The sequence below is a fragment of the Photobacterium sp. GB-36 genome (assembly GCF_003026135.1).
In the GTDB taxonomy this organism is placed as follows: Bacteria; Pseudomonadota; Gammaproteobacteria; order Enterobacterales; family Vibrionaceae; genus Photobacterium.
In genome coordinates this window covers 260,980-281,577 of record NZ_PYNY01000001.1, presented here as the reverse complement: position 1 = coordinate 281,577, position 20,598 = coordinate 260,980, and the positions used below count along the sequence as shown (strand labels likewise).

Here is a 20,598-nt window from a genome sequence, read left to right as displayed (position 1 = left end):
ACAAAAAAAGAGCGGATACAGAAACTTTGTGTGTATTCCTTTCATATTTAAGGCGTTATTTTACAAAGTGAAAAATTATACTGATGTAATTTGTTATCATTTTTAATTAGAAACTTAAAGCTTCAAGCCATTGGTGTTATTTTTCTTATATGGATTTGATGTAATTTGAGGCTGAAAAATGAATATTGCTATATGCGGTTGTGGTTGGCTTGGTTTGCCCTTAGCAAAGGCATTATATAAAAAAGGCCATAACGTTTACGGTACAAAAAGAAATGAGAGAGAGGCGAATGCTTTAAGTGCATATGGCATACATGGGGTGCCAATGCAGTTACCATTAACAGAAGATGTTCAAGTATCATCTTTAGCAACGATGTTAGCAAGTGATGTGATGGTGATTAATATTGCTGCCGGTCGCAATAGTATTGATAAAGAGCAGCATTATCAGAATGTGTTATCCCTTTCTAACGCGGCTTATCAATCAGGATGTCAGCGCATTATATTTATTAGTACAACGTCAGTTTATGATGGACGTAAAGGCCGTGTGGCTGAAGACGATGATGTGATGCCATTAACCGATTCTGCTTTGACACATGTGAAGATTGAAAATAGTTTGCGTACTCAATGGGGTGATCAATTAACGATAGTGCGGTTATCGGGGCTGATTGGTGAAGACCGTCATCCCGTCAAATTTTTAGCGGGTAGAAACGCTTTAAAAGGAGGCAGTAATCCCGTTAATCTTATTCACCTAGAAGACTGTGTTGCAGCGATAGTAAGGTTGGTTGGTATCAAAGATAGTATGCCTGTCTTACATTTAGCGTCTGATTTTCACCCTACACGTAGTAAGTATTATACTCAGATGGCGAAGCAATTATCATTGCCATTGCCGGAGTTTTTACCTGATGATGAAAGTAGTACTGCAAAAGTGATTGATGCTGCGAAGACATTAACGAATCTAGGTTATGTTCTTAAACATAGAGATTTGATGCTGTCTAAATAGATAAAAAAAACGCTGAACAACAGTTCAGCGTAAAAATATGCAATTAAAGGATAATTGCAGTGGCAATAAGGAGTATTGGAAGAAGTTCGACGGCCAGTTAAACAATTCTCACCAATATTATGGATTCTATATATTCAGACTTTGAATTTTAGGTTTGGTTCAAAACTTTTAAAAAAAAATAGTTTTCAGGCAAAAAAACACACAACAATACCGTTTTGAGTACTTAAGTCATCTGAATAGATAAAAAAAATCCCATTAAAAATGTTTTAATGGGATAAAAAGTTCCGTAAATTTTACAAAAAGTTCAGCAGTAGTGGACATCTAACATAAATAAAAAACTTTAAAATACTGATTCAAAACCAAAGGCATAGTAGGTTTTATTATGAATCATACTAGTAAGACTAACGAAATTAAGGTTAGTTCAATAAAAGTGAAAAAAAAGTCATCTTTTTTTATGGTGGCCGTCAAAGACCTTTTTTACAAAAAAAAGCCCACAAAAATAGTGGGCAAACTAAAAATTACAATTAGGAGTTAAAGCAGTAGTGGCATTTACAATGATAAAAATTGTTGAAACATGTTTGTTTTGCGAAATCTTTATCAATCTGAATACATTATTTAAGACTCAGGATTTTAAAAAAGGTTCCTAAGTTTTCGAATATTTTTAGTATTAAAATATCGAGATTACTTAATATATTGATTTTTAAATAATATCCACACTGCTTTGTTCTGTTTAGGCCGTCACTTTTGTGTTTAGCATTTCATTGTCTTCTTTTTTGACAGATGCCACAGCTTTGACTGCTGGATTCTTTGTTAGCAGCGAAAACACAAATGCAATTCCCATGATAATTGCCGAGTAGAAATAAGCGAGGTTGTAATTACCTGTGGTATCAACAGCAACTGCGGCGATAACGGGGCCAATGAAACCACTGACACCCCATGCTGTGTATACGACACCATAGTTTGTACCGTAGTTTTTCAAACCATAGAAACCTGCTGTTAGTGATGGAAATACTGCCGGTAAGGTTCCATAACACAAGCCCGCTGTTGCCATACCGATGATAAGACTAATATGGCTTGTGTAATGAGGGAACAACATCATATTGGCAATAGATAACATAAATGATAACGATAATGTTTTAAGACCACCAATTTTGTCGCATAGCACGCCAGCAAGCACACGGCCTGATGTATTAAATAAAGCTAGAATAACAACAAGGTGAGCGGCATCCGTCATACCTGCTTGTGCTGAAGCGATAGAGGTAATATTACCAATGATCATTAAACCTGTTGATGATGCACAAAGGTACATAACCCAAATACTATAAAACTGCGTCGTTTTGAGCATAGCAGTCCAACACATTTCTTTTTGTGGCACCGCTACTTTCTTATCCGTCTGTTTAGATGAAGCGATAGGTACGTAATGAGAAGGTGGATTGGTAATGGTAAATGCTAATGGTGTTGCAATACATAAAAGAGCAATACCTAAAATAATAAAACTATAGCTAATACCGTAACTTCCAATTAATGATGTAATTAATGGAGCAAGATAAACACCAGCAAGGCCAAAGCCCGCAGCGATAAGGCCATTTACAAGCCCGCGTTTTGAAGGATGGAACCATTTCATTGCTGCAGGGCTTAAACAAGCATAACCAAAACCAATACCGCCACCGGCAAGAATACCAAAGGTAAAAATAAGTTGAGTCGGGTTTGTGATGTAACCGGATGCAATTAAACCTAAACCAGAACAAATCGTGCCTGCGATTAATACACGCTTAGGGCCAAATTTATCTTGTAAAATACCCGCTAAAAGAAGAGTTATAGAGAAAGTAATAATAGCGACAGTATAAGGAAGAGATGCTTCTGAGTTTGTCCATCCTAAATCAACAACTAGCGCTTTTTTAAATACACTCCAAGTAAATAGAATACCAATACATAAATTAATACAAAAACCAGCAATAAGAATTTGCTTTGCTCTATCAAACATGAATTTCTCTCAAATGATATTTATATGGTGAAAAACCAAATAAATAGATCGTAGTAATATATATCTTTATTAAATATTACCCGTTAATACTGTGTGGGAATTCTAGCGATAAAAATAATGATGGCAAGTTAAAATGTAACTAAATATTAAATAAATTAAGGTGTTGTTTTAAAACGATTTTTTTGTTTCATTTTCGGCGAAATAAAAGCGAGTAAACCTCTATTTGTATTATGTATTACAAATTGGGTGTTGGTTTATTTTAATCGTTAAACAAAATCTATAACCATTCTTAATTATAATTAACAGAACTAAAAATAAAGATAATTAGATATCCTGTTATGTTTTAATTTAATTGATTAATTACTTTTAGTGATAGTTATTTATATAAGTAGCTAAAGTAATTGTTATTATTATTCGTATCGTGGAGTTGTATGTAAAAGTGAGTCGTTTCGTCGCTTTTATAAATGATATGTGTCTAGATATTAATAGGTGAGTTTAAAAAATAAGAGGGCAACTTAGCAAAAGTCAGCAAGGAAATAAAACCTACTCCAATAACAGGAGTAGGCTATGAAGGAAAATCTTCAACAAAAAAGTAGTGGCATGTAGTCAGACTCAATCGATGTGTTTAAGTTCCGCGAATATATGCTTTTTTCGATTCTATTTTATTAATTATTAACCTTGGTTATGGTAGTTTGTTTTAACTTGTTGATATTTAATGTCTAATTTTTACTTTATCTGTCTTTAAGAGCTATTGAAATTTCACCTCTCAAAATGAGATAGCAAACTTGTTAAAAGTGTTAACGAGTTGTAGTATTTAAACATGTGTTTAATACGGGTGAATGAAAATGGCTGGAAAAGGTGAAACTAAAAGTCGCATTCTAGATGCCGCTGAGCTGTTATTTGCCGAGCATGGTTTTAACGAAACGTCGCTGCGGACCATAACAAGTAAAGCTGGAGTCAATCTTGCTTCTGTTAATTACCATTATGGTGATAAGAAAACATTGGTACGTGCAGTACTCAGCCGTTACCTTGATATTTTTATGCCAGCGTTGCAAAGTGAATTAGAAAGACTCTTAACCCGTGATGATTTTACGATGGAAGATGTCTTTCACTGTACTAAGTCACCGTTAGTTAGCCTTAATGATTGTCGAACTAATGGTGCGACGGTTTTTATGTCATTACTAGGGCGAGGTTATACTGACGTACAGGGACATTTACGGTGGTTTATTGTTACCCGTTACGACAAAGTCCTCTCTCTTTTTGTCACTGCCGTATGCCGTGCTAATCCATCCTTAGATCCAGAAACTCTTTTCTGGCGCTTACATTTCACATTAGGTGCATCAGTATTCACGATGGCATCAAGCGCTGCTTTATGTGAAATAGCAGAAAACGATTTTTCGAATCATGTGAAAACTGAAGATTTAATTGATCGTCTTGTTCCTTATCTCGCAGCAGGGGTTGGGGCGCCAATAGAAACGAATATTTCTCTGGTTAAGCAAGTCTAAAACTAAATAACGAATGTATACCTACGTAGTCATTATAAAAATAATCGAAGCAAAAGGATCTGAACTATGAGCACTTTATCTGTAATGCGAAAACGATATCTCAGCGATCCCGCCTTTAAGGTGTTTAAAAAAGTGTTGCCACCGTTATCTGAAACAGAACGCGAGGCAATGGAAGCGGGAAGTGTATGGTGGGACGGTGAGTTATTTAGTGGGCAACCTAATTGGAATACCTTATTAACCTACCCTAAGCCAAAACTTACTGATGAAGAGCAAGTGTTTATCGACACTAAGCTAGAAACCTTATTGGCCATGATAAACGATTATCAGATTGTTCAAGAAGATAAAGATTTATCGCCAGAGGTGTGGCAGTACTTACGTGATGAAAAGTTTTTCTCGTTAATTATTGGTAAAGAATACGGCGGCCTTAATTTTTCAGCGCATGCGAATTCAACCATAGTTGCCAAAATTGCAACTCGGAGTTTGAGTGCTGCGGTATGCGTCATGGTTCCTAATTCCCTAGGGCCGGGTGAATTATTGACTCATTACGGAACTGAAGAGCAGAAGAATTATTGGTTACCCCGTTTAGCTAACGGGAAAGATATTCCATGTTTTGCATTAACAGGGCCAGAAGCTGGCTCAGATGCCGGTAGTATTCCTGATGAAGGTATTGTTTGTTATGGCGAGCATGAAGGTGAACAAGTATTAGGTTTACGCCTAACATGGAACAAGCGTTATATTACCTTGGCACCCGTTGCAACAGTATTAGGTCTGGCTTTCAAAATGAAAGATCCTGATGGTCTGCTTGGTGATAAAAAAGAATTAGGGATCACCTGTGCATTAATTCCCGCCGATCATCCTGGTGTTGAAATTGGTGAACGCCATGACCCATTAAATATGGCTTTTATGAATGGACCTACACGTGGTAATGATGTGTTCATTCCAATGGATTGGCTAATAGGTGGTCAAGAATATGCAGGAAAAGGTTGGCGCATGCTGGTGGAGTGTTTATCAGCAGGTCGTGGTATTTCCCTTCCAGCATTAGGGGCTGCCTTTGGCCATTTAACATCGAAAACGACAGGCGCATATTCCGTTGTTCGTAAGCAATTTGGTACTTCAATTGGTAATTTTGAAGGTGTTGCACAAGCTTTAGGTCGAATTGGTGGTTATACCTATATGCTAGAAGCGGCTCGTACCTTAACCACGACGTCATTAGATATGGGGCAAACCCCTGGGATAGTTACAGCGATTGCCAAATACCATATGACTGAAATGGGCCGAACGATCCTCAATGATTCAATGGATGTGCATGCTGGTCGTGCTATTCAGCTTGGTCCAATGAACTATTTAGGCCATCACTACTTTGGTATGCCAGTTGCAATCACAGTTGAAGGCGCGAATATTCTAACTCGAAACCTAATGATTTTTGGTCAAGGTGCAACACGTTGTCACCCTTATGTACTGAGTGAAATGGAAGCCGCTGCCAATCCAGATGAACAGCAAGGTGAAAAAGACTTCGATAAGTTGCTATCAAAACATATAGGCTTTGCTATTGGTAATGTCAGCAAATCATTACTGAATGCATTTTCTGGATCTCGTTTTAATCGAGTACCAGTGAGTGGTGAAACTGCACCTTATTATCGTCAGTTAGCAAGAATGTCTAAGGCATTGGCGGTGAGTGCGGATTTTGCGATGTTAAGCCTTGGTGGTGAGTTAAAACGTCGTGAATTAGTCTCTGCACGTTTAGGCGATGTTTTAAGTCATCTTTATTTAGCGTCGGCAGTATTAAAACGCTATGAAGACGAAGGACGTCAACAGCAAGATTTATCAATGGTGAAATATGGTGTAGAACATTGTTTACATCAGTGTGGTATTGCTTTCAATGATGTGTTTAATAACTTCCCTCGTAAAGGAGTTGGACGTCTATTACGTACCATTAATTTTCCGTTAGGCATTCATTACCATGCACCATCAGATGTGATCGCTATCGATATTGCAGAAGCATTAATGACTCCTGGTGTACATCGTGAGCGATTAACACACCTTTGCTATGTTGGTAATAAAGAGGATGATCCTGTTGCGATTATGGAACGTGCTTTTTTAGCTATGCACGAGATCAAACCTTTAGAGCGTAAACTGATGAAAGCAACACGTAGAGGTGAGATCCCGCGCAAAGCTTCATTAACAAATAAATTACAAGTTGCATTAGATGTGGGAATAATCACAGAAGCAGAGAAGAAAAAAATAGAAAATGCTGAACAGCTAAGACAAAAAGCGGTTCAAGTTGATCATTTTTGTGCAGACCATTTTAAAAAAGCTCGCATACTACCAGGAAAAGCAGCTTAGGTAGCTTAGTTAGTGATATATAAACCTGGAATCTCCCATGTGCCACGCTTAGCGTGGCACTTTTTTTGACCAGAAATATCTGTAACACCTCCAACCACTACGGTTTTTATCATTTTCTGTCATAAATTTAATGCGATTTTGACGCTAACCTTTTATCCTATCAACAACTATGTAAGGGAAGTTGAAGATGATCATCAAACCTAAAACTCGTGGATTTATTTGTACAACAACGCATCCAGTGGGCTGTGAAGAGAACGTAAAAGAGCAAATTGCTTACACAAAAGCACAAGGTCCCATTGCGAACGCACCTAAGCGTGTGCTAGTCGTTGGTTCATCAAGTGGTTATGGCCTATCGTCTCGTATTGCTGCGGCATTCGGTGGTGGTGCTGCAACTATTGGTGTGTTCTTTGAAAAACCAGGTACAGAGAAAAAACCAGGTACTGCAGGTTGGTATAACTCAGCAGCATTTGACAAGTTTGCGAAAGAAGAAGGTCTTTATTCAAAAAGCTTGAATGGTGATGCTTTCTCTAACGAAGCAAAACAAAAAACCATTGATTTGATCAAAGAAGATCTTGGTCAGGTTGATATGGTGATTTACTCACTTGCATCACCTGTACGTAAATTACCTGAAACAGGTGAAGTTATTCGCTCATGCTTAAAACCAATGGGTGAGACGTACACAGCAACAGCAGTAGATACCAATAAAGATGTATTAATCGAAGCAAGTATTGAGCCAGCTACAGAGCAAGAAGTTGCAGATACTGTAACGGTAATGGGCGGCCAAGATTGGGAACTTTGGATTGATGCTCTATCTGATGCAGGTGTTTTAGCCGATGGTTGTAAGACGGTTGCTTATAGCTACATTGGTACTGAAATTACTTGGCCAATCTATTGGCACGGTGCGCTAGGTCAAGCGAAGATGGATCTTGATCGTGCAGCAAAAGAGCTAAACGAGAAGCTAGCGAAAACTGGCGGTTCTGCAAATGTTGCTGTGCTTAAGAGTGTGGTCACGCAAGCTAGCGCAGCAATTCCTGTTATGCCACTTTATATTGCGATGGTATTTAAGAAGATGCGTGAAGAAGGTGTACACGAAGGTTGTATGCAGCAGATTTTACGTATGTTCAATCAACGCTTATTTAAAGCAGATGGCATGGCACCTGAAGTTGATGGCGAAAACCGTCTACGTCTAGATGATTGGGAACTTCGCGAAGATATCCAGAAACATTGTCGTGATTTATGGCCAAACGTAACCAATGAAAACTTATTTGATGTCGCTGACTATCAGCAATATAAAGATGAGTTTTTAAAGCTATTTGGTTTTGGTATTGACACTGTTGATTATGATGCAGATGTGAATCCGGTTGTTGAATTTGATGTGAAAGACATCTAATTCACAATATAATAAAAAAACCGCCGAAAGGCGGTTTTTTTATTATATTGTTTTGATTCATCAAGTTAATCTATTTGTTATTTTTTTTGTTTATGCATCCAACCACATTGGTTGCAGAGATAAATTCTTCTAATGTAAAACTTATGCCATAGTTTTCGCTTTATTCTTCCCACATCAAAACTAGCACATTTTTCGCACTGCATTTATTAACTCTCCTAGCTATTAATAAATTACTAGTGATAGTTTTAAATATTATAAAATTAATGTCTACCAATGACTGTCAAATTTTTGGCGTTTCAGCGATGTACATTCAATTATTCGGTTTACCATAAATTTCTAATATTTATCAGTCATTAAGTTTTGGCAGTGTAATAATAAATGCAGCCCCTTCTAATGGCGAATCTTCAACATAGATCGTTCCTTGATAGCTATCGATAATTTCATTACATACCGATAAACCAATACCTTGGCCTGGGTTTAGCTGATCTGAACGTACCCCTCGTTGAAATATCGCTTCTCTCATATCAAGCTTTACACCTGGACCGTCATCTTCAATCTTAATGGTAAAGTGAGTGTTGGTTTCTATCACAGTAATATGCACTTGGCTGATACAAAAACGGAATGAGTTCTCAAGCATATTGCCAAATAATTCCATTAAATCATCTTTATTTAGCGGCAACATAATATCTTCATTGAAGTGATAATGCAGTTTAGCTTGTTTATCCGCATAAATCTTGCCAAGCATTAAGCTAAGGCTATTCACAACCGGCATTAATTGAGAATTACTTTTTTGTAGCCCTTGTTGACCTACCATTGCCCGTTTTAACTGATATTGGACAAGATCATCCATTTGGCTGATTTGCTCCATAATACGTTGATTTAGCTCGTGGCGCTCTAACGTTTTATCATCCAATAATGCATTTGTTGCCGCTAAACGGGTTTTTAAACTATGAGCAAGATCATCCATCGCATGGCGGTAACGTCCTTTTTGATCACTACTTATACGGTTTAATCGGTTAACTGCTTTAGTGACTTCTTGCAGCTCCATTGGGTAATCATTATCGAGTTTTTCTCGTTTCGCTTCCGCCATTTGATCGAGTTGAGAGGCTAACTTGCGTAACGGCTGAAATCCCCAGTGAAAGGCGGCAATGAGAAATGCAACAGCAATAAGTACAAAAAGACCGAGATAAAATGCGGTACGTTGATGGAGTTTTTCTAATGATTTTTCATAATCATTTGCTGAACGTAATACAACGAGTTGATAAATGTTGCCATTTTCTTTATCTCGACTGAGGTTATAAGCGATATAGCCTTTGTTATCACCCATTTTTATAAGGGTAGGCGTCGGTATATTTTCAGGCAAATAACGACAAACATTTTTTAAATTCGCTTTATTGGCTTCATGAGATAACCATGTGGTGTTATCAGCTTGATCACACACGACGGCAATATAATCGGTGTCTGATGGGTCAAGAGAGTCAATCCACTTATCAACATCTTTGATTAAGCCAGCACGATTAAGTTGAGCAACCACCATTGGCATTTGAGCGACAAGCTCTGAAGAGTATGAAGCCATATAGCTTTGAGAATAAAGCTTATTAATCACACCGGCTAAGGCTGATGTGACTAAAGCAATAATAGCGACAGAGGTGATTAAAACTCGACGTCTTAAACGCGGCTGTATAAGTTTATTCATTGGGCATTAAGTTCAAAAATATACCCTTGACCACGAATGGTTGATATTGGGTTATCTTGACCTGTTTTAGTGAATTTTTTACGTAAACGACTAATCATAACTTCGATTGTATTTGGATCACCTTCTTGATCTTCATATAACACATCGAGTAGGCGTTGTTTTGATACAACCTGACGGCTATGGCGCATGAGATATTCAAGTAAGTCATATTCAAAAGCGGTTAACTCTAATAATGTTTCATGAACATAAACTTGTTTCGCGAGAAGATCTACACGGATATCACCTGCGGTCATTTCCGGCTTTACAAAACCAGCGCTTCGGCGAACGAGTGCACTTAAGCGAGCAACCATTTCTTCTTTTTGGAATGGCTTAACGAGGTAGTCATCAGCACCAGCTTCAAGGCCTGTTACTTTGTCTTGCCAATTTGAACGCGCAGTAAGAATAAGAATGGGAAGACGAAGCCCCTTTTTACGCATGTCTTTAATTAAACTAATCCCATCGCGGTCGGGTAAACCAATATCAACAATCGCAATATCATTGGGGTAGTTTTCAGCAAAGAATAAACCTTCTTCTGCCGTATTTGCACACTGAACTTGGTTGCCTAATTCACTGAGTTGAGATTTTAAGTGATGGCTAAGGATTGCATCGTCTTCGACAATAAGAATTCGCATAAATTAAAGCACCCAAGGTTGCTGATTATAGTTATAAATATCTATGGTACGAAATATTGCAATTATCCGCATTATTTATCATTGCCATAAACTTAATATTTGAGCGTTATAGCAGAATGGGTATTTATAAGTCAGATTGCTATGTGTGCTATTAACTAAATAAAAGGTTTGATTAATAACAAATTAACGCTACAGGTCTTAGTGTAGGTATCTTGACTGAATAGGGGCTGACTCATAAGAGAACTCATTAGCCAGCCCTTATTAGAAAGAGCAGCATTCAAGCCAATAATTACTTTAGAATAATAATTAACGTACCTGCAATAGTGAGCAATACGTTGGCGATAGCATAAGTACCTGCATAACCTAAAGCAGGAATAGTACTACGCGCATGAGCGTTGATCATATCCATAGCTGGGGCACAAGTACGCGCGCCTATGATGGCGCCAAAAAGTAGTGCACGGTTCATTTTCAGTACATAAGCACCGAATAGATAGGCTAATACGACAGGGATCACACTCACCATTAAACTGGTGACAAAAACAGTTAAACCGATATGAGCAATGGATTCAAAAAGGTTAGAACCTGCACTTAAGCCGATACCAACCATAAAGACCATTAAGCCTAAATCTTTTGCCATATTTAACGCCCCTTGAGGGACATAACCAAAAGTTGGGTGGTTTGCACGTAAAAATCCAAGTGTAATACCTGCAATTAAAAGGCCTGCAGCACTACCTAAACCAAACGCAATATGACCAAATTTCATGGTAATTAAACCAAGCAGTAAACCTATGATGAAGAAACAACAAAAAGCTAATAAATCTGCAATCTGGCTGTGGATTGAAATAAAGCCAATACGTTCAGCTAAACCATGAACACGACTTTTCTCGCCACTAACTTGCAGAATATCACCTTTGTTTAACAGAATGTTGTGATCCATCGGCATTTCGATTTGAGCACGAACCACACGGTTTAAAAAACAGCCGTACTCTGACAGGTTCAATTCAGATAAACGTTTACCGGCAATACCATCGTTCTTTACCACGATTTCTTCTTCAATGATGCGAAGATCTAATAAATCACGATCAAACACTTCTTTACCATTACGGAAACTAGGATCAAGACGAGCGTGGCTGTCGGGGTAACCCACTAGCGCAATTTCATCACCTTCTTGTAAAATTGCATCACCATCAGGGTTAGCTAAAATACCGTTACGACGAACGCGTTCGATATAGCATCCTGTTTGGCGGTAGATACCTAACTCACGAAGGTTACGACCATCAATCCAATTAATCAGTTCAGGTCCAACACGGTATGCGCGAATAATGGGTAAATATACTTTTCGCTGTGCCACTTCACCAATACCACGTTCACGTGCGATCTGTTGTGATGATTCAGCTAGATTTTGTTTTTGTAGTGTAGGCATGAGCTTCGCGAGGAATATCAAGCTCACTAGGCCTACTAAATAGGACATCGCATAACCAACACTTAAACTTTCTGTAAGCTGTTTAATCATTGTTGGATCGGTAATACCTGAAAGCCCAGTATTTAATGCGTCTTTAGCGCCCACTAATACTGGGGTTGCAGTTAATGACCCGGCCATTAAACCTGTCGCAAGGCCAATATCCATATGTAGATAATGCGCCATTGTCATGGTTATCGCGATGGAGGAAAGCAAAACGACGAGCGCAAGTAAAAGGTAGTGCTTACCGTCTCGAAAAAAGATGCCGAAAAAGTTTGGACCCGCTTCTATACCCACACAAAAAATAAACAGCATAAAGCCAATATTTAAAGCGTCAGTATCGAAAGTAAAACCAGCATTACCAAACAGCAGTGCTGTGACTAAAACGCCAATAGAATTACCTAAGCTCATCTTACCAAAGCGTATTTTGCCAATACTTAAACCTACGGCAAGAACAACAAAAAGTAATAGAATATCATTATGGTGTAGAAGTGCTGCTACATCAATGTTCACAACAGAATTTCCGACAATAGTGGAGAAGTAAGAGTTGTCAAATTCTAGCTGATTTTTGCAGACTGTTATAGCGTATATTCTAAAAAAATGTTGAAAGTTAGTATTAATAACTTCTGAGTGTGTATTCTTTATCTGAAGGGATAAAACTGGAAATATAACGGATTACTGTACGTTAAAAATACTGTTCATTTACGTTGTCAGTTAGTAAAAAATAGAGATAAAAAAAGGCCGAACAATATCGACCTTTCATAAACTGAATTCTTTTCTTATTGGAACAGTAGATTATGTTCTTTAGAGTAAGCTTCAAATTCAGTACAGCCACCAATGTGCTCTTGATCAACAAAGATCTGTGGTACTGTTTCAACGGGTTTACCTACCGTTTTTTCCAGATCCGCTTTACTGATGCCTTCCGCATGAATATCAACGTAACGGAAGTTAAAGTCGTCGCGCTCTGCTTTAATTTTTTCTGCTAATTCCTTAGCACGTACACAGAATGGACAACCTGGGCGACCAAAAATAACTACGAACATAAAATCTCTCCTGCAAAATTATGTTGTTACTATAACGTGTGTTTATTGATAGAGAAAGGGGGATTTGCCTGTTAGAGCAATAGAGAAAATCGATGGTGGGTTATATATCAAGAAGTGATGACGGCAAAGAATAAAGCCAAGCACGAGGCTTGGCTTGTATTACCGATTAGGTTAACTTAGAAGTCGTAACGAATACCCACTTGTAATTCGTTATCTTCACCTTCAATTCGGTTAAATAGGTAACCTGCATAAGTACGTAGGTTTTTATTGAACTTATAGACGCCATCTAACGCAAAGTAATTTACATTGTCAGTTTTTACGCCGCCGTCTTTAGATTGCTTAAAGTTGTATGCTGCTTGAGCAATAAATTTACCCATTTTAACAGCCGTTGCTAATTCATAGCCAGTTAGATCGGTATTACCGTTTTTACCACTCGCATAAGTACCAGCTGCGTAAAAATTATTGAATTCGTAGCTTGCTGCTAAGTTGTATTGGTTAGCATCAACGTCAACACCGTCATGACCACGTACATAACCCGCGCCTAAAGCTAAGCCGAATGGGAAGGCATATTGTGCTGCAATACCATAACTGTCTGAATCTTTTAGTGCATTATTGTTTTCAGCAATGTAGTTAGCTGAAACTGTGAAGTTATTGAATTCACCAGCGTATAAAAAGTTATTTTCACGCTTATCTTTGTTACCATCAACAAGATCAACACCGTCACCACCGAAAGTAGCAAGAATATCTGTGTAATCTGTCAGCATAACCTGTGCTGAATCTTGCTTACCATAAGAGAAAGCACCTGCCTGAGTATCAAATCCTGCATATACGTAACGACTCTTAACAGTAGAGTCACTACTATCAGAGATTTCAGCTTCATATTTACCAAAAGCAATAACTTGATCAGAAATCTTTGCTTTACCTTTTAGATTAATACGGGCACGGCTCTTATCTTTAAAAGCATTACCAGTGCCATCTGCACCTTTATTTGCATCAGATAGGTTAAAACGCGCTTCAGCACGACCACCAATACTAAGTGATTTATCATCATCTTGATAAACAGTTGCAGCGTTTACTGTTCCTGCTGTTAATGACGCTAAAATTGCCGATGCCAATGCTACTTTTTTCATTTTCTAATCCCCTAGAAAGAATGTTATTTGGGCTTCATTGCCTCTTGAATGAGAGCAGATTAGTGCATGAATGTTAAAGTTATGTGTAAGTAAAAAGTTACTTTTATTACATATATCAATGAATTGAGTAGGTGTTTTATGTGAACTGCTACGTATTTTGTTAAAGGTAATATTTAGTAAAAGAGAGGGGAGACTCATCACTATTAAATAAGTTAACAATATGATCATCATGATGTTGAATATAAGCATTGTTTAATAATGCGATTTATATCGCTTTTAAGCATAAATCGTGATGAAAGTGCCATTTAGTCATCTATTTCTAGTTAAATATGATCATTCGTATGACAAATAGATGATGTTTGGCATTGAAAAATTATATGGCGCTTGTTTTGTTGAATTATATGGAATGAAATTTTTAATTTTTTATCTTAATTTAATTCAATTAAATCAATATCTTGAATTTACATAAGGTATTATTATTCCATTATGGAATATAGTTATTCATAAATTCATATTCTCTAACAAAATTCATTAGATGTTATTATTAAAATTCTTTACAAAATAGAATGTTTTCGCACTTTTTCTCACTTTATTGCCTTTTTCCGTGGTTAACCATTGATCTGGATCGCACCATCAATTAGAATTCGCGGCGCATTTAGCATGCATCTATATTTTAAAATTTATCACTTTTGTTGAATTACTCCTGCAGGGGAAATACATGTCTACGAAATTAGCGAACCCAGCGCCTTTAGGCTTAATGGGTTTTGGTATGACTACCGTTCTTTTAAACATTCATAATGCTGGTTTTTTTCCATTGGATTCAATGATCCTAGCGATGGGTATTTTCTATGGTGGTCTAGGTCAAATTCTTGTAGGCATGATGTGCTTTAAGCGTGGTGATACGTTTGGAACAACAGCGTTTACTTCTTATGGCTTATTTTGGTTAACGCTAGTCGGTCTTATTGCATTACCGAAGATGGGGTTTGCAGCAAGCCCTGCACCGTTCATGGCTTGGTACCTAACACTTTGGGGCCTATTTACTGCATTTATGTTTATCGGTTCTTTACGTTACCCTCGTGCTAAACAAGTAGTATTTGGTTCTCTAACTATTTTATTCTTCTTATTAGCGGCTCGTGATTTTACGGGTAATACGACAATTGGTTTCATCGCGGGTATAGAAGGTATTTTCTGTGGTCTAAGTGCAATTTACTTTGCAATGGCTCAGGTATTAAATGCTGAATACGGTCGTACAATCTTACCTGTTGGTGAGCTGAAGACTGAGCAAGTAAGCCTAAAAGCTGCTGCTTAATTTTGCGAAGTATTGAGACAAAAAAACCTCGTTAATTAACGAGGTTTTTTTATATCTGAAATCTATGAAAATAACGTTATCACATGGGAGAAAAATAATATTTAGATGCAAGATTCAGTAATTTGAATGTTAGGTTTAAAGGTAAAGTGGCCTTCAGGGCTAACATCATTTTCTTGACGTGATGTTGTTCTAAACTGAGAAGGCGTAATGCCATATTTACGTTTAAATGCATCGCAAAAATATGCAGCACTACCAAAACCAGATCGATTACCTATTTGTGAAATAGAATAATTTGAAAAAGTAAGGTAGTTCAAGGCTAAACCCATTCTAACATCAAGTAATAATTGGCTAAATGAAACCCCTTCTTTTGCCAAATGTCGACGCAGTGTAGATTGCGTTGTAAAGAGCGCTTTCGCCATATCGTCGACACTCCATTTGCGTTGAGGATCTTGGGTAATCAAACGCGCAATAGTTCGCTCTTTAGGCTCATCATAGTTGAAGCGGTAAACGTTGAATACATCAATACCTGCTTCATTTAATGCCATTAAAATAAAGACTAAACACTGGCTTAGCAGCGTTTTTTCCATGGAAGAGCCACATATCGAAGGCAGTAATTTATTAAATAGAACGAAGTTTTGATCCACAATTGCAGGGGTTGGAATCGTGTAGACAGGAGAACAACTTGCCGTTGGGAAAGTGGGTTGTTTTAACGCACTGATATATTTGAATGCTTCAGTGATAGATTCTTCATCGATCATCAACAATTGTAATTCAATATTTTCTTGGCTATTAAGTTGATTAATAGAACAAGAGATATGACTGAACTTAGGAACGACAAAAGTACTATTATTTTTTAATTCAATAGCATGACCGTTGATGTGAACATCACCTTGAACATTTGATAATTTTACAATTAAGTGGTGGTCGACATAAAACTCTTTTAGAACTACGTGGCTCTGAGAGAGGATACGCTTATATTTCATACCAGTACTGCTTCTCTAAAAGTGGAAATAAATCCTTCATTACACACCATAATTAGGCGGCCGTCCTATATGTACCGGTATTCTATGTTGGAATATGCTGATACCAAGGTACATGCGTGTGAGTATAGGACTAAAAGAAACGGTTGAATAGATGAAATCTACTCAACTTTTGTTATTGATCATATTGAGTATGTTTATCTATATAAAATGGATACATCTTGATATGTGAATCTAAGTAATTTAGGTCTTATGCTCTATATACGGGATATTATGCTATTTATCACGCTACTGTTATAGATGAAAGGCATAAAAAAAGCTGCTTTGAAAGCAGCTTTTCTAACAAGTTTACGCTTAAAGATTAGCAAATAACCTTAATCGCTAGACCACCTTGAGATGTCTCACGGTATTTAGCATTCATGTCTTTACCTGTTTCAAGCATTGTCTCAATGACTTTATCAAGTGAAACACGGGGATCAGATGAGCGGCGAAGTGCCATACGTGTAGCATTAATTGCTTTAACTGCTGCAATGCCGTTACGCTCGATACATGGAACCTGAACTTGGCCAGCAACAGGATCACACGTTAGACCAAGGTTATGTTCCATTGCAATTTCTGCAGCCATACATACTTGTTCAGGGCTACCCCCCATAAGTTCTGCAAGACCAGCAGCAGCCATAGAACATGCCACGCCAACTTCGCCCTGACAGCCTACTTCAGCGCCAGAGATAGAAGCATTACGCTTGTAAAGACCACCAACAGCACCAGAAGCTGCAAAGTAGCGGGTGTATTCTTTAGGGCCAACTGACTGAACAAACTTATCGTAGTAAGCAAGTACTGCTGGAATAATGCCACATGCGCCGTTTGTCGGTGCGGTTACAACACGACCACCTGCTGCATTTTCTTCGTTTACAGCAAAAGCAAACATGTTAACCCAGTCAACAACCGTCATTGGATCGTTGCTTAGCTTTTCAGATGTTATTAGCTGTTGACGAAGTGCTGCTGCACGACGAGGAACACGTAGAGGACCCGGTAGGATACCTTCTTCGTTCATACCACGTTCCATACAATCACGCATTGTTTTCCAGATGTTAGCAAAGTAATTACTAATCTCATCTTCAGCGTTCATTGCACGTTCGTTAGCCATAACTAAAGAGCTGATTGATAAACCGTGCTCTTTACATTGTTCAACAAGTTCAGAGGCATAGTTGAAAGGGTAAGGGATAACAACACTTGATTCTTGCGTTTTACCAAAGTTTTCTTCATCAACAATAAAACCACCACCGATAGAGTAGTAAGTCTTAGAGAAAACGTTCTCATCACCAATCCAAGCATGAATAGACATGCCGTTTTCGTGCAGTGAAAGGTTAGTCGTATGGAAATTCATACCACCATCACGTGGGAAATCTACTGTGTGGCAATGCATACCAACAGGTAGACGTTCGGTTTCTTCAACACGGGCAATAAAGCTTGGAATACTATCGATATCAACATGTTCAGGGCTGTTACCAGCAAGACCCATAATGATTGCAATATCAGTATGGTGTCCTTTACCTGTAAGAGAAAGAGAGCCGTATACGTCAACGGTAATTTTAGTTATGTCACGTAATTTACCCATGGCACGTAAATCATCGATGAACTCTTTACCTGCTTTCATTGGGCCAACAGTATGTGAGCTGGAAGGGCCCACACCGATTTTGTAAATATCAAAAACACTGATCATGTTTATTACCTCAGTCGGGGGAAGCGATTCTTGCCTCCGGCCAAGACTGTATGCGTTTTATGACTCGCCCCTTCCTTGGCGAGCGTACTTAAAAAACAAGAGCAGGGCGCTTAGCATCCTGCTCTTAATTATCGTATAGATTGCGTTTATTGTACCAGAACGCTATACCTTTTCTTGCACTTTATGCTTCAAAAAAGAAGTATTTTTGTGTTTGTATCGCGCCTGGTTCAAGTGCTATTAAAAAGCGCCGTAAATTACTGAAGTAATCGCAGCCACACCACACAGAGCAGTGAAAATACGTGCAGCAACAGAGGTTTTGTATTTCGCCATTGCTGGTACTTTCTGCATCGCAACAACTGGCATTAGGAACAGAATTGCTGCAATCATTGGTGCGCCCATTGTTTCAATCATACCAAGGATGCTTGGGTTGATGATTGCTACAATCCATGTTGTCACAACAATAAATGCTAGAGATAGTTTTTCAATTTTACCAACCGGCATTTTGCTACGAGATTTCGTTAGGCCAACAAGACCTTCATGTGCACCTAGGAAGTGACCGAAGTAGCTTGAAGTAATAGCAGCAAATGCAACCAGTGGACCTAAGTAAGAAATTGCTGGTGAATCTTTAATGTTTGCTAGGTAAGAAAGAACAGAGATATTTTGTTCTTTTGCCATGTTCAACTGCTCTGGTGTCATAGACAGTACAACAGAGAATACAAAGAACATGACAAAGCCCATTAGCATCATTGCTGCGCCGCCAGTGATCATGTCAGTTTTCTTTACTGCATCGTCACCGTATACATGACGTTGTTCTTTTGCAAACTGGCTGATAATTGGGCTGTGGTTGAAAGAGAACACGATGATTGGAATTGCTAGCCAAATAACAGTAGGCATTGATGACCAATCAGGTGCCACAGACACCATTGACATGTTCCAATCAGGAATTAGGTAAATAGACAGAGCAAGCAGAATGATAACCAGAGGGTAAACCATTGCTGATGTTGCCTTAAGCATTAGTTCTTTACCAAATACAACGCCAGCTGTCATTAGCGAGATAAGGACGCCTGATAGAAGCCAACGAGGAACAGAATCCATACCTAGTTGGTTCACCATGAATGAGTCAACAGTGTTGGTAATACCTACACCATAGATAAGAACGATAGGGTAGATAGCAAAGAAATAAGCGAATGTAATAAGGTTGGCACCTGTTTTACCGTAGTGTTCTTCAACGGTATCAGTAATGTCAGCGTTTGGATTTTTAGCTGAAAGAACAAAACGTGCTAAGCCTTTGTGTGCAAGCCAAGTCATTGGTGCTGCAATCAGTGCTAAAATAACTAACGGCCAGAAACCGCCCGCACCTGCTTTAATTGGAAGGAATAGAACACCTGCACCTACAGCTGTGCCGAATAGAGACAATGCCCATGTGAAATCTTTGTAAGTCCAACGTGATTTTGCTACATCAGTTTGTACTGCGGTCGATGTGTTTTGCATTTTTTGTCATCCAAAAAAAAGGAACGGAACGGAACGTTGTTTTAGGAACACGTGCATTCTCGTTATTTATGGCGGGATTACAATGATAAAGATCGCGTTATGTAAGCTGTCTTTATTTGTTGTACAAATAAAGAAGACTTAGCTCACAGTTTTAAATTTGGTAGAAGCTAAAAAAACAGCTAATAGCCTATAAATCATCATGCCAAATTTGATCTGAAAGTAGTTTTATCATTTGAGCGGTTGCTCCCCATACAGAATAATTCTTAAACGGGATGTTATATACATTGTGATTATTGCCATTAAGTAGGAATTTATATTGGCGAATATTGTTTGGGTTAAGCAAATGGTTCAGAGGCGCTTCAAAAATGCAATCGACTTCATTGGGATCTGCGATAGGGATGTAATCTGGATCTATTGTGGCGATAAAAGGCGTGACCATATACCCGCTCATGGTCGGTAAGGTAGAAAGACAACCGTGTACATCATTGCGAGAACAAGTAATATTCGTTTCTTCAAATGTTTCACGAATAGCGGTTGCGATTAAATCCTCATCTGTCGGTTCAAATCGTCCACCAGGAAAAGCAATTTGTCCTGGGTGGTGTTTAAGGTGTTTTGCCCTTCGCGTTAATACGACATTAAAGCCATTTTCGCGATAAACGAGAGGGATCAAAACAGCAGCTTGTTTAAATAGGGATGCGTCTTCCCAGTGCTGTCGAATTCGATCTTGATGGTTTTGATCATATTGAAGACTTGGTGCAAGAAGAAATCGACTTAAAATTTGCTGCTGTCCAACCATAAAACCTCGTTAGTCAAATGAAAGTGCTTTCATCTTAAATACTTTTTATTTTAAATATCATTATGATGTATTTATCTGTAC

15 protein-coding genes are annotated in these 20,598 nt (G+C 38.2%); 5 read left to right on the top strand and 10 right to left on the bottom strand.

Annotated elements, in window-relative coordinates; all coding sequences use genetic code 11:
- The first annotated feature begins 178 nt into the window (after window positions 1–178).
- Window positions 179–997, top strand: coding sequence for a sugar nucleotide-binding protein (locus tag C9J46_RS01220; protein ID WP_107205718.1), 819 nt, complete (start codon window positions 179–181; stop codon window positions 995–997).
- A 730-nt stretch (window positions 998–1,727) separates the two neighbouring features.
- On the opposite strand, the gene C9J46_RS01215 is transcribed toward C9J46_RS01220, so the two are convergent.
- Complete coding sequence (locus tag C9J46_RS01215) at window positions 1,728–2,981, bottom strand: OFA family MFS transporter (RefSeq protein ID WP_107205719.1); 1,254 nt, start codon at window positions 2,979–2,981, stop codon at window positions 1,728–1,730.
- Between the two features lie 845 nt (window positions 2,982–3,826).
- On the opposite strand from C9J46_RS01215, the gene C9J46_RS01210 reads away from it, so the two are divergent.
- From C9J46_RS01210 to fabV, 3 genes are all read left to right on the top strand, one after another.
- Window positions 3,827–4,486, top strand: coding sequence for a TetR/AcrR family transcriptional regulator (locus C9J46_RS01210; RefSeq protein WP_107205928.1), 660 nt, complete (start codon window positions 3,827–3,829; stop codon window positions 4,484–4,486).
- A 66-nt stretch (window positions 4,487–4,552) separates the two neighbouring features.
- Window positions 4,553–6,829: an acyl-CoA dehydrogenase gene (locus C9J46_RS01205; protein WP_107245458.1), complete on the top strand. Its 2,277-nt coding sequence runs from the start codon at window positions 4,553–4,555 to the stop codon at window positions 6,827–6,829.
- Window positions 6,830–7,016: 187 nt separating this feature from the next.
- Window positions 7,017–8,219 carry an enoyl-ACP reductase FabV gene (gene fabV / locus C9J46_RS01200; RefSeq protein ID WP_107205721.1) on the top strand — a complete coding sequence of 401 codons (1,203 nt, stop codon included), beginning with the start codon at window positions 7,017–7,019 and terminating at the stop codon, window positions 8,217–8,219.
- 346 nt (window positions 8,220–8,565) lie between these two features.
- Here the strand turns inward: fabV and C9J46_RS01195 are convergent, their stop codons facing one another.
- The 5 genes from C9J46_RS01195 to C9J46_RS01175 all read right to left on the bottom strand — a co-directional run bounded on the left by C9J46_RS01195 (window position 8,566) and on the right by C9J46_RS01175 (window position 14,218).
- Entirely contained in the window at window positions 8,566–9,915 is a 1,350-nt protein-coding gene (locus C9J46_RS01195; protein ID WP_107205722.1) for an ATP-binding protein, read from the bottom strand.
- Window positions 9,912–10,586, bottom strand: a complete 675-nt coding sequence (locus C9J46_RS01190) for a response regulator (protein ID WP_005367047.1) — start codon at window positions 10,584–10,586, stop codon at window positions 9,912–9,914. The genes C9J46_RS01195 and C9J46_RS01190 overlap by 4 nt, the downstream gene beginning before the upstream one ends.
- Window positions 10,587–10,875: 289 nt before the next feature.
- Complete coding sequence (locus C9J46_RS01185) at window positions 10,876–12,558, bottom strand: aspartate:alanine antiporter (protein WP_045083035.1); 1,683 nt, start codon at window positions 12,556–12,558, stop codon at window positions 10,876–10,878.
- A 266-nt stretch (window positions 12,559–12,824) separates the two neighbouring features.
- A complete protein-coding gene (locus C9J46_RS01180; RefSeq protein ID WP_008986743.1) occupies window positions 12,825–13,088 on the bottom strand; it encodes a GrxA family glutaredoxin in 264 nt (87 codons plus the stop codon).
- 176 nt (window positions 13,089–13,264) lie between these two features.
- The gene (locus tag C9J46_RS01175; RefSeq protein ID WP_107205723.1) at window positions 13,265–14,218 is read right to left on the bottom strand and encodes a porin; all 954 of its coding nucleotides are present in this window, start codon (window positions 14,216–14,218) and stop codon (window positions 13,265–13,267) included.
- A gap of 718 nt (window positions 14,219–14,936) precedes the next feature.
- Here C9J46_RS01175 and C9J46_RS01170 point away from each other — a divergent pair.
- Window positions 14,937–15,527, top strand: coding sequence for a GPR1/FUN34/YaaH family transporter (locus C9J46_RS01170; RefSeq protein ID WP_107205724.1), 591 nt, complete (start codon window positions 14,937–14,939; stop codon window positions 15,525–15,527).
- 101 nt (window positions 15,528–15,628) lie between these two features.
- On the opposite strand, the gene C9J46_RS01165 is transcribed toward C9J46_RS01170, so the two are convergent.
- From C9J46_RS01165 to C9J46_RS01150, 4 genes are all read right to left on the bottom strand, one after another.
- On the bottom strand, window positions 15,629–16,510 hold the full coding sequence (locus C9J46_RS01165) for an AraC family transcriptional regulator (protein WP_107205725.1): 882 nt from the start codon (window positions 16,508–16,510) through the stop codon (window positions 15,629–15,631).
- A gap of 358 nt (window positions 16,511–16,868) precedes the next feature.
- Entirely contained in the window at window positions 16,869–18,230 is a 1,362-nt protein-coding gene (locus tag C9J46_RS01160) for an L-serine ammonia-lyase (RefSeq protein ID WP_107205726.1), read from the bottom strand.
- Between the two features lie 237 nt (window positions 18,231–18,467).
- Window positions 18,468–19,721, bottom strand: a complete 1,254-nt coding sequence (locus C9J46_RS01155) for an amino acid permease (protein WP_107205727.1) — start codon at window positions 19,719–19,721, stop codon at window positions 18,468–18,470.
- A 187-nt stretch (window positions 19,722–19,908) separates the two neighbouring features.
- Window positions 19,909–20,517 carry a CoA pyrophosphatase gene (locus C9J46_RS01150; RefSeq protein ID WP_107205728.1) on the bottom strand — a complete coding sequence of 203 codons (609 nt, stop codon included), beginning with the start codon at window positions 20,515–20,517 and terminating at the stop codon, window positions 19,909–19,911.
- Window positions 20,518–20,598: the final 81 nt, after the last annotated feature.